Raw genomic sequence first — 10773 nt, 5'->3', positions numbered from 1 at the left:
TGTCTGAAAGGAGCGCCGCGCCGCGGCATCCGCGTGTCAGAAGGTCAGTACCAGCCGACGGACTGCGAGTGGCCCCACGCGCCGCACGGGGTGCCGTAGCGGCCGTCGATGTAGCCGAGGCCCCAGGCGATCTGCGTGGCGGGGTTGGTCTGCCAGTCGGAGCCGGCCGAGGACATCTTGCTGCCGGGAAGGGCCTGCGGGATGCCGTAGGCGCCGCTGGAGGGGTTCTGGGCGCGGTAGTTCCAGCCCGACTCCTTGTTCCAGAGCGAGACGAGGCAGTTGAACTGGTCGCCGCCCCAGCCGTAGTTGCTCATCATCGAGCGGGCGGTGGCCTGCGCGGCGCCGGCGGAGGTGCCGCTCGCGGCGACCTTCGCGGCCGGAGCGCTCGACGACCCCGAGCTCGAGCCCGACGACGAGGACGATGACGACGAAGAAGAGGACGACGACTCGGCGGCGCGCGCGGCGGCGGCAGCCTCCTCGGCGGCCTTGCGCTCGGCTTCGGCTTTCGCCTTGGCCTTCGCGGCGGCCTTGCGCTTCGCCTCGGCGATGCGCTCCTTCTCCTTCTCGATCGCAGCGTCGAGGTGTCCGCGCAGCGAGCTGGTCTCGGCGGAGACGGTGGCAGTCTCGGCGACGACGTCGCGGGTCGCGCCCTCGATGTCCATCAGCGGGATCTTCTCGATCGACTCGAGGTGCTCAATGGCGGCTTCGAGGTCCTCGGTTTCGACGACGGTGTCCTTCACGCCGACCTCCAGCTTGGAGCCTGCGATCTCGCTGGTGATGTGTCCGGATGCCGCGATGGCGGCATCCGCCTTCGCGATCGCCGTCTCAACGCGAGCCGACACGTCGTTGGTCACGGCGCCGCCCATGGTCTGGGGGAGGGCCGAGGTGAACGAGGCGAGGCTGTAGACGACGTCGGAGTTGCCAGCGCCACCGGCGGTGGGTGCCGGTGCCATCGCGGTCGCAGCGCCGGCGACGGCGAGCGATGTGGTGAGGGTGGCCGCCGCGAGGAAGGGGCGGCGCCGCAGGCGACGATCGGCCTGGCGGTTGTTGCGGCGGACAGGGGAGACGTTCGAATCAGTAAGCATGCAGTGTGGAGCGTTTCGTTTCGGGAAAGCACGTCAGCTCAAAGGAGCGAGCGGGCGCGTGCACCCGTTCGGGCGGGCACAAGTCAGCGAGTCTGGCTCACCTTTCTGGACGTTACCCGGACGTTACCTGGGCAGCCCCCGACCGGACCTCCGCCGAAAAAGTCCTGATCCGGGGCAGCCGGCCCCTTCCGAAACGCGCGTGAACGATATATCGTTCAGTATCGGTCACGATACGAAGGAGCTGTCATGAGCACGTCATTCGGTGGAACCGGGTTCGGCAAAGGCCCCGGAACGTTCGGGCTGGGAGACCTCGGCGCGGGCGTCTGGGAGGCCCTCGATCAGATGCGCACGGCGTTCGAGCCGCGCACCTCGTCGCCGCGCATGAAGAGCGGCGATGTGCGTGCCGCCGTCCTCACGTTGCTGGCCGAGAAGCCCATGCACGGGTACCAGATCATCCAGGAGATCGACGAGCGCAGCGGCGGCAGCTGGAAGCCCAGCGCCGGCAGCGTCTACCCGACCCTGCAGCTGCTCGCCGACGAGGGGCTCATCACCGCCGAGGAGGCGGGCGGCCGAAAGACCTACTCGCTGACCGAGGCGGGACGGATCGACGCGGATGCCGCTTCGCAGAGCTCCGCGCCGTGGGAGAGCACCTCGCGGGAGAGCGGCCGCAAGACTGCGCTGCCGAAGGCCGGTGTCGAGCTCGCCCAGGCGGCGGCGCAGGTCGCGCGCACCGGAACGCCGGAGCAGGTGCAGCAGGCGGTCGAGATCATCGACGACGCGCGTCGTCGGCTCTACGCGCTGCTCGCCCAGGGCTGATCCGGGGTGGCCTCGGATCGTCCCGCGCGCTCGGCGGTGCCGGACGAGCGGGCGGCGAAGGCGCGGTATCGCCGCATCCTGCGGTTCGCGGGGGCGGCGCTCGCCGTCACATGGTGGTTCGAGCTGTTCCTGCCGCGCATCGGGCTGGGAGCGATCGCCGCGCGCGGGCGCACCGCCCGGCTGCAGCGCATCGCGCGCCGGTTCCACGCTCTGGCCGTCGACCTCGGCGGCTTGATGATCAAGGTGGGGCAGTTCATGTCGTCGCGCCTCGACGTGCTGCCGCCCGAGATCACCTCCGAGCTGGAGGGGCTGCAGGACGAGGTGCCGGCGGTGCCGCTCGCCGGCATCCGATCGGTCGCGGAGGCGGAGTTGCAGGTGCCGCTGCCCGTGGCGTTCGCGTCGTTCGAGCCCGAGCCCGTGGCAGCGGCGTCGCTGGGGCAGGCGCATCGCGCCGTGCTGTCGGCGGAGGACGCTGAGCTCGCGGCGCTCTCGACGGTGGTCGTGAAGGTGCAACGCCCCGGCATCCAGCTCATCGTCGACACCGACCTGGCGGCGCTGCGCCGGGTGGGACGGTGGCTGAGCCGGGTGAAGGTGGTGTCGAGCCGGGTGGATGCGCCTGCGCTCGTGGAGGAGTTCGCCGCGACGAGCCTCGAGGAGATCGACTACCTGCACGAGGCCGCGAACGGCGAGCGGTTCGCCGAGAACTTCGCCGGCGATGAGCGCGTCGCGGTTCCTGCGGTGGTGTGGGAGCGGACGTCGCGGCGCACGCTGACCCTCGAGGACGTCACGGCCATCAAGATCACCGACCACGAGGCGCTGCGGGCGGCGGGCATCGACCCGGCCGAGGTGGCGTCGGTGTTCGCGTCGGTGATGTTCGATCAGGTGTTCACGCACGGGTTCTTCCACGCCGATCCGCACCCGGGCAACATCTTCGTGACGCCGAATGCCACGGGGCCCGGTTGGACGCTGACGTTCATCGATTTCGGGATGATGGGCGAGGTGCCGCCGTCGCTGCGCCGGGGGCTGAGGCGGCTGATGGTCGCGACGGCCGCGCGGGATGGGGCGGCGCTGGTCGCCGCGGTGCGCGAGGTGGGTGTGCTGCTGCCGTCGGCCGACACGACCGAGCTCGAGCGGGCGATGACGCAGCTGTTCGCGCGGTTCGGTGGGATGGGCTTCGCGCAGCTGCGCGAGGTCGATCCGCGCGAGTTCCGCGCGTTCGCGCTCGAGTTTCAGGACGTCGTGCGGGCGCTGCCGTTTCAGCTGCCCGAGAACTTCCTGCTGATCGTGCGCGCGATGTCGCTGACGTCGGGTGTGTGTAGCGCGCTCGATCCCGATTTCAATCTGTGGGATGCCGTGGAGCCCTACGCCGCGCAACTGGTGCGCGACGAGGGCGGCAACGCCGTGCGCGACGTGCTGGAGCGCGGCGCCGCGATCGCCGGGACGCTCGCGCGCATGCCGGGGCGCCTCGAGAAGCTCGTCGGGCGGGTGGAAGATGGGCAGGTGTCCTTCACCGACCCGAGACTGGAGCGGCGAGTGGGCCGGTTGGAGCAGGTCGCGCGGCGGCTGCCGTCGTCGATCATGTTCGCCGGGCTCGTCGTCGGGGGAGCGTTGGTGCGCCCGGAGGACGGGGGGCTCGGAGGGGTGCTGCTCGTGGCATCCGTCGTGCCGCTGCTGCACGCGGTGTTCGCGGGGCGCGGGCGGTAGCGGGCGGGCGCCTCGTAGGATGAGGCGGACGCGCTTCGCGCGTGGAGGAGGATGCCGTGGCGGCTGACCGCAAGACCTGGGTGCTCATCGACGGCGAGAACATCGACGCGACGCTCGGCGGCTCGATTCTCGGGCGGCGCCCGCAGTCGGATGAGCGTCCGCGGTGGGATCGGATTCTGACCTTCCTCGCGCGGGAGTGGAACCAGGAGGTGCGGGGCCTCTTCTTCTTGAACGCGTCGACGAACCTGCCGATGTCGTTCGTGCAGGCTCTCCTCGCGCTCGGCTACACACCGGTGCCGCTGTCGGGTGATGCGGACGAGAAGGTCGTCGACATCGCCATCCAGCGGACGCTCCGCGCTTTGCGGGATCGCTCCGACGATGTGGTGCTCGTCAGCCACGACGGCGACTTCGTTGACGACATCGGTGCGCTCGCCGACGGGTCGCGCCGGCTCGGCGTGCTGGCGTTCGAGGAGTTCCGCAATGCGGGCTTCGCGCAGATCCCCGGTCTGCGGTTCTTCGACCTCGAGTTCGACGCCGGCGCCTTCGACGCGCAACTGCCGCGCGTCCGCATTATCCCGATCGACGAGTTCGACCCGGGGATGTTCCTGCGGTAGGCGTCTGCGGCTTTGCTGTGAGCATCCCGCTCGCGTCCGGGAGCGGGCTGTGCGGGGACTCGCTGGCGCTCAGGGCCTCGGTACTTAGGCGTCCGATGTCGGTCATTCAAGTTGTTCGACCGCGCGGCGCCCCGCCGTCAGGGCAAGCCGATCCGTCGGTAGCCATTCGACCAGAGGCAGCTCGTTCGGCCGCGGCCAACGGATCTCGTCATGGCCCTCGCCGAGGACAGGGGCCCCCGCGATCAGGGTTGCCAGGAAGAGTCGCAGGACATGCTTGCCGCTGATTCGCTACGGCGCGGCCTCATCAACGACTTCGTCGAGCACGGAGATCCTCGCGTGAATCGCCCCGGGTTAGTGGAGGGCGAGTTCTCCCAGCACCGGCTGGCGCTGGGAGTTGATCTTACGGTAGTACTCGTTCTCCTTCTCGATCGGCGTGAGGTAGCCGATCGAGGATTGCAGCCGGTTCGTTGAACCAGTGCACCCAGGAGAGCGTCGCGAGTTCGAACTCATCGGCGGTGCGGAACGGTCAGTCGATCTTCACGCTCTCGGTCTTCTAGAGGCCCACGACCATCTGGGCGAGGGCATCATCGTCCGAATCGCCACTGTCCCGATTGATTCGATTGCGCCGACGTCCGCGAGCCGCTCGGAGTACCGCAAGGCCGTGTATTGCGCCCCCGCGTCCGAATGCTGGATGACGCCGGTGACATCTTCGCCGACGCGGTCTCTGCCTATAGAGGCTCTCGAAGGCGTCCAGCGGCAGGTCGGCGGGCATCTTCGACATCGTGCGCCACCCGACGATCCGGCGGAGAACTCATCGGTGACGCACGCGGTGAGCGCCATTCTCGACCAGGTCGGGGCATACGTGCAGTCGACCACCCATAGTCGTCGCGCAGGTGGTTTCGATCACGGCTCTTGAACTTCCCGCTGAACGGGCATCCGGGTCCACGTGATCGACTCCAGCGGCCGACCCCGGATCACCCCTCGAGTGAACGACTATGTTCGCGCGGGAAACGCCGCGGGTACACAGTTGACTGCCTAATTGACCTCCGTGGTCCATGATCGAAACTGGTGCGTGCCAGGAGGGGGGTACAGAGGCCTGTCATGAGCGATGGAAGCGAACATGGATTTCGTGAGCTGCTGACCTCGCTTGCGCGCGGGGAATCGATGGAGATTGCTCATTTCCTCACCGAGCATCTGGAAGCGAAGGTGATTCATGGCACGCACACATCTGTGAGGACGCACTATGTCAGTTCCGACGCCAACGGTGCACCTGCGATTGAGCTCCTCAGCCGCGCGATGGCTGCCGCTGCCATCGACTACTGCATCCCAAGGCACCGTATCTCTGAGGCGATGGAGCACTTGGTGCGTACCGGGTCGACTTCGAAGTTTGCGCGCCTCGAGTCTCAGGCCCGCGAACTCTTCGTTGATGCAGATGGTTCTGGCGAGGGCGGAGAACTGCTCCTCTTCCTCTTGATGGAGCGAATCCTCCGTTTGCCGCAGATCATGACGAAGATGTCGCTGAAGACGAGTAGCAACGTTCATTTCCATGGATCCGACGGGGTGCATGCACGTCTATCTGAGGATGGGGTGCTCGACCTGTTCTGGGGGGAATCCAAACTCCATAAGACACCGAGCGGGGCCATTATGGAATGCTTCGCCAGCGTGGCGCCGTTCTTGCGCGCCGACGGCGCTGAACGTCGTAGAGATCTTCTGTTGCTCAGGGATCAGCTCAACGTCGAGCAGCAATCGCTGGCGATTCACCTCCTCGACTACTTCGACGAGTCCCATCCGAGCGCGGTGGATGTCCGCTGGAACGCCGTCTGCCTGATCGGCTTCGACTACAAGAACTACCCGAATAGCCGGGCATTGACTGAAGCCCATAAGACGGAGTTGGAGAAGGCGATCGAGAGGTGGCAGAGGCTGGTCGGGCGCCGCCTAGCAGACAACGACCTGGCTGCGATCTCGATCGACGTCTACTGCGTGCCGTTCCCCAGCGTGGATGCGTTCCGGAAGAGCGTCAGAGCTGCATTGGGGGTGAAGGGATGACGCGCATACAGGATGCCGTATTCGGATCGAAACGGTTCACCGCAGCCGTACGTGCGCTGCGTAGGCAAGCGGTGTTGGACGAGTTCCCGTCTATCGCTGACGATCGCGCCGAGCGCGAGATCCCGGACTGGAATTTTCTTCTGTCGCACGCAAGCGCTCTGACGGGGAGTTCAAGTGAGCGAGCGCAGAAGACGGTCTTGCGCATTGCGGCTTCATGCCTCCAGGACGCCGACGCGGCATATGCACATAAGATCGCTGCGAGCGCAATCCTCGGCCGAGTCGGCAATCATCGAAGCGTGGAACTTGCTGTCGAGCGCGATCACATCGGTGCAGATGCGATTCGTCACTTGCCGCCACTAATGCAACTTGAGGCCATACACGCACGCCTTTCGCATACTCTTCCCCTCTCCACTGGCGAGGACCTGGCTGTGAACTCGTTTCAAGACGAGTTCTGGCATGTCGCCCAGCGAAATGACTGGGTTAGCGTGTCGGCCCCAACGTCAGCTGGCAAGTCAAGGATCGTTCGCGAGTGGTTTCTTGAGCGTCTGCGTAACGTTGACCGTTTCACGGGGGTTTACCTCGCGCCGACGCGAGCGCTGGTCGAGGAGGTGGCGGCCGAGTTTCGCGCAGCCGCGCCCGAAGGTACTGCGGTTGTTGCTATGCCCTGGGACCCAGATCTGGAGCGTTACGCGCGACGGGTTGTCGTCGTAACTCAGGAACGCCTCCACCTCATCCAGCAGGCTCACCATCCATTTGTCATTGATCTGTTGTTCATTGATGAGGCGCAAGGGCTAGGCAGCGCCAACCGCGGAGTGCTTCTCCGCCAGGTGCTCGACCGAGCAGTGGCCGACCACGTGGCGATGCAGACCATGTTTGCGAGTCCGCTGAGCTCCAACCCAGAACTGCTGCTCTCGGGTCATCCTGATGGCAGTCGAGCGGAGGCGCTGCTCTCCGAGGCTGTAACCGTCAACCAGAATCTACTGCGGGTTGAATCTGTGCACCGCAAGCCGCTGGAGCGGACGGTGACGCTCATCCACGAAGGCGAGCCCCTGCCCTTGGGTTCGTTCACCCTGGAACGCCGCGCACCGCGTGTTCCGATGAGGCTTGCCTTCGTAGCCCGCGCCATGGGCGGGACGGGCGGGGGAAACGTTGTGTACGTCAACGACGCGCACAATGCGGAGGTGGTTGCTCAAAACATCGCTGACACACTGCCCGTGGTCACGGGCGACGATGAAGTTGCCGATCTTCTCGAGCTGATCCGGACCGCCGTGCACCCGAAATACGCTCTGGTCGATGTCCTCAAGCACGGTGTCGCTTTCCACTACGGCAACATGCCGCTCATGATTCGTTCTGAGATCGAGCGGCTGTTCGGGCAGGGAAAGATCCAGTACTTGATCTGCACCTCGACACTCCTCGAAGGAGTCAACCTGCCGTGCCGAAACATATTCATGCGAAACCCGCAGAAGGGCCGCGGCAAGCCTCTCAGTGAAGCCGACTTCTGGAACCTTGCGGGAAGAGCCGGTCGTTGGGGAAAGGAGTTCCAGGGCAACATCGTTTGTGTCGACACAGACGACAACGAACTCTGGCCGAATCTTCCGCTCAGCCGTCGTCGCGGCGAGCTGAAGCTTGCCACCGAGCGTGGGTTGCGCGACGCGACGCCGCTCCTCGAGTACATCCGCTCAGGCTTTGTCGTCACGGATCAGAACAACCCGTCGGAAGCCCTGTTCTCGTACTTGGCGGCCCGACAGGCGAGCGGCCATTCGGTAGGCAACGAACTCACCCTCGTCACCGACGACGATGATCGACTCGAACTGCAGAAGGCGATTACCGCAGAGACAACTGACATTGAGTATCCCGTCGATTTCATTCCCCGCCACTCCGGAATCGCGCCCGCCGCGATGAGCCGCTTGCTCGACAGTTTTCGGGCCGACGGTCTGCCGCCGGGTGACTACGCCCTGCCGCTTCCGGAGGCGACGAACGCGCGCGACGATTTGCAGGCGGCACTTGTGCGGATCGGCGCGACCATGACGACCGCCTTCGGTCGACCAACTGCATCCTCGATGGACGACAAGCGCAAGTGGCAGCTAGCCAACTTGCTCGTGAACTGGATGAGCGGGATGCAGCTTCGTTCGCTGATTGAGCAACGAGCGAAGCGACGAGACTCCCTCGCGAGTGCAATCCGCGAGGTTATGGCCGATATCGAAACGGTGGCTCGCTTCCTTGCCCCCAAATACCTGTCCTGCTACCAGGATGTGTTGGCGGCGTACGCAGCAGAACGGGGTGTACAGGTCACGGACGCTCGCATCGACTTTCCCATGATGCTCGAGCTGGGCGTCTCGCGGCCGAGCGAGGTTGTGTTGATGTCAATGGGCCTCTCGCGAACTGCGACCGTTGCTCTCGCCGCATATGTAACGGCGGACGATTGGACAACCGATGAGTGTCTGGCGTGGTTGACCGCTCAGAATCTGGAGGGGTTCGACCTGCCGAAGCTGATCCAGCGCGAAGTGCAAGAAATTCGTGACTCTTTTGCTCGGCGAACTCCCGCCCGGAAGCGAACTCACTGACGGGCTGATCCAAGACCTCGCGTCGGCTTGGGGGCTGCGTGAAGGACTTGTGAGACCGGCGTCCGTTAGCCAGCGACGACCAGCTGCCGCTGCGCCACATCGATGTATCCGAGCTGAGTCATCAGCGCTCGCGCTACGGCTTTGCCAAGTTCGAGGGGCACCGCGTTGCCAAGTTGACGTTGCACGTCAGCGCGCGCCCCTGCGATCTTGAAGTCGTCAGGGAAAGACATGAGACGGAGCATCTCGTTGACTCGGAGCCGGCGCGCGCGCTCGACACCGGCTGTGGTGAGCACGTTCTCCCAGTGGAACGGGCCTACCCAGGGGCCTGGCTGCGCCTGGAGGGTTGTCGAAGGGCGGTTGGGGTCCAGGCGGAGGAGGAATGTCCAGTAGCGGCTCCGCCACTGAAATTGATTGCGGCCGCCGTAGCGTTCGGTGTGCCAGAGGTAGTTCTGTCCCGGTGGAACTTCTGCGGCAAGTTCTCCGTAACTCCCGTCGACTACTTCATCGTCCGCTGCTCGCACGAGACGGGGTAGGCCCTCAAATGCTTCGGCAGCAGTGACATGCGGGAGCTTACTTGTATCGAACTCGCGGGAGTGTTCGCTCCATCCAGAATGCGTCGGTTCGGGGAACTCAAACTTCTCGCCGTCTCGGCGACCGACCACGAAGACACGTCGTCGCAGCTGGGGAACCCCATAGTCAGCGGCGAGTAGAACCTTCCATTGCGGGTTATATCCCAGCTCGCCGAGTGCCTTAAGGAGCCGCTCGAACTGAGCCTTGTGCGTCTTGTAGGTCAGACCCTGAACGTTCTCAAGGATGAACGCCTCGGGTCGCGCTTCCCGTACAACCCGAACATACTCGTCGAGCAAAGACGCATTGGGGTCGCGACTCTCGCGCTTCTGCTCAAGCCAGAAGCCTGACTTGCTGAACGGGGTGCAAGGTGGCCCCCCGACTACCAGCACCGGCTCGCTCGCCCTCAGGCCCGCACTGGCGAGAATTTGCTCAGTCGAGACGTTGCGGATATCCCCAGTCAGAGTCGAGGTGTCGCGGAAGTTTGCCTTGAGAGTTTGGAGCGCGGACTCGTTATAGTCCGTCGCAACGCTGACGCGGAGTAGACCGCTCCCCGGGTCGTCGCCCGCGAGAGGTTCACCGTCAACACGTTCGACAGCGAGGTCGAGTCCGCCCGCTCCGGAGAACAAACTCACGACGGGGAGCTGCTCAGCCACTTGCCACCTCATTCCAACATGACGCGCACCGTCCGAAGGAACGAGACGAACACGTCCTCCAAGTATCGTCGAGACTGAGTGTGACTCAGACACCCGACATGCACCGAAGTGGTGCGCGGTCTGTGGAGATTTCAACTGGGATGCGGCCTGGGGAGGACGCGCCGATCCATCGTGAGTTTCACCCCGAGGAGCAGCATTGAACGACGTGGCAAGGGCCGACCTGGCTGGCAGGGTTTATGCCCGTGTCTATAAGGCGAGCGGTCGCGGGGACATGCATGCTCTGCTGCGACGCGCGATCACGGAGAGCGGCGGCCGAGTGGTCTGGGCGAGCGATCACAAACGCGCCCCGTTCTACTTCGGAGTGCAGACTGACCGAGGCGAGAGCCTCGGTCTGCTCATCTACCCCATCAGGCTGACCAGGGTAGTTACGAAGGGTCGGCCCACCGACGAGCATCACGCGCAGGTCAAGTTCGGCGCCGACAGCACCTGGAAGTCAGAGGTTCACCCCGTTGCCTTCGATGTGGCGGGAGTCGATACGACTCTGTTTCTCGGGATCAATGCGAAGGAGGACAAGCTCGTCGGAGGTGACGTCCCGCTGAGTGGTGGAGTTTCTCAACACCGTGCGAGATCAGCTTCTGTGATTATGCTGCAGCGAGTTCGGGGATCGCGACCTCCTTCTCGGTGGTGTTGAGGAGCTTCATGGAGTGCTCGCTGAAGTAGC

General features: G+C 64.9%; 8 protein-coding genes. 5 read left to right on the top strand and 3 right to left on the bottom strand.

Features of this window, described 5'->3' with window-relative positions:
- Positions 1 to 44 precede the first annotated feature (44 nt).
- The gene (locus ACHFGS_RS03675) at positions 45 to 1085 is read right to left on the bottom strand and encodes a hypothetical protein (RefSeq protein WP_394289158.1); all 1041 of its coding nucleotides are present in this window, start codon (positions 1083 to 1085) and stop codon (positions 45 to 47) included.
- A 246-nt stretch (positions 1086 to 1331) separates the two neighbouring features.
- On the opposite strand from ACHFGS_RS03675, the gene ACHFGS_RS03670 reads away from it, so the two are divergent.
- From ACHFGS_RS03670 to ACHFGS_RS03660, 3 genes are read left to right on the top strand one after another with little or no spacing between them, the layout of a single operon-like run.
- Positions 1332 to 1901: a PadR family transcriptional regulator gene (locus ACHFGS_RS03670; protein WP_394279524.1), complete on the top strand. Its 570-nt coding sequence runs from the start codon at positions 1332 to 1334 to the stop codon at positions 1899 to 1901.
- A gap of 6 nt (positions 1902 to 1907) precedes the next feature.
- Positions 1908 to 3605 carry an ABC1 kinase family protein gene (locus tag ACHFGS_RS03665; RefSeq protein WP_394279525.1) on the top strand — a complete coding sequence of 566 codons (1698 nt, stop codon included), beginning with the start codon at positions 1908 to 1910 and terminating at the stop codon, positions 3603 to 3605.
- A 56-nt stretch (positions 3606 to 3661) separates the two neighbouring features.
- Positions 3662 to 4219, top strand: coding sequence for an NYN domain-containing protein (locus ACHFGS_RS03660; RefSeq protein ID WP_394279526.1), 558 nt, complete (start codon positions 3662 to 3664; stop codon positions 4217 to 4219).
- 351 nt (positions 4220 to 4570) lie between these two features.
- Here ACHFGS_RS03660 and ACHFGS_RS03655 read toward each other — a convergent pair whose 3' ends face one another.
- Complete coding sequence (locus ACHFGS_RS03655; protein WP_394289157.1) at positions 4571 to 4729, bottom strand: hypothetical protein; 159 nt, start codon at positions 4727 to 4729, stop codon at positions 4571 to 4573.
- Positions 4730 to 5320: 591 nt separating this feature from the next.
- On the opposite strand from ACHFGS_RS03655, the gene ACHFGS_RS03650 reads away from it, so the two are divergent.
- Both ACHFGS_RS03650 and ACHFGS_RS03645 read left to right on the top strand, forming a co-directional pair.
- On the top strand, positions 5321 to 6265 hold the full coding sequence (locus ACHFGS_RS03650) for a DUF1837 domain-containing protein (protein ID WP_394279528.1): 945 nt from the start codon (positions 5321 to 5323) through the stop codon (positions 6263 to 6265).
- Complete coding sequence (locus ACHFGS_RS03645) at positions 6262 to 8829, top strand: DEAD/DEAH box helicase (protein ID WP_394279529.1); 2568 nt, start codon at positions 6262 to 6264, stop codon at positions 8827 to 8829. Before ACHFGS_RS03650 ends, ACHFGS_RS03645 begins: the two co-directional genes overlap by 4 nt.
- Before the next feature lie 65 nt (positions 8830 to 8894).
- Here ACHFGS_RS03645 and ACHFGS_RS03640 read toward each other — a convergent pair whose 3' ends face one another.
- Positions 8895 to 10052 (bottom strand): DNA cytosine methyltransferase, encoded by a 1158-nt coding sequence (locus tag ACHFGS_RS03640; RefSeq protein WP_394279530.1) that lies wholly within the window; start codon positions 10050 to 10052, stop codon positions 8895 to 8897.
- Positions 10053 to 10773 lie beyond the last annotated feature (721 nt).

The sequence above is a fragment of the Microbacterium sp. genome (assembly GCF_043427715.1).
Taxonomy (GTDB): domain Bacteria; phylum Actinomycetota; class Actinomycetes; order Actinomycetales; family Microbacteriaceae; genus Microbacterium.
The sequence above is the reverse complement of the archived record's forward strand: the minus strand, read 5'-3'. Positions and strand labels throughout refer to the sequence as shown.

What these genes read in the sequence shown, in the direction of transcription:
- ACHFGS_RS03675 (WP_394289158.1), bottom strand. Translation starts at nt 1,085, where the DNA reads ATGCTTACTGATTCGAACGTCTCCCCTGTCCGCCGCAACAACCGCCAG.
- ACHFGS_RS03670 (WP_394279524.1), top strand. Translation starts at nt 1,332, where the DNA reads ATGAGCACGTCATTCGGTGGAACCGGGTTCGGCAAAGGCCCCGGAACG.
- ACHFGS_RS03655 (WP_394289157.1), bottom strand. Translation starts at nt 4,729, where the DNA reads ATGAGTTCGAACTCGCGACGCTCTCCTGGGTGCACTGGTTCAACGAAC.
- ACHFGS_RS03650 (WP_394279528.1), top strand. Translation starts at nt 5,321, where the DNA reads ATGAGCGATGGAAGCGAACATGGATTTCGTGAGCTGCTGACCTCGCTT.
- ACHFGS_RS03645 (WP_394279529.1), top strand. Translation starts at nt 6,262, where the DNA reads ATGACGCGCATACAGGATGCCGTATTCGGATCGAAACGGTTCACCGCA.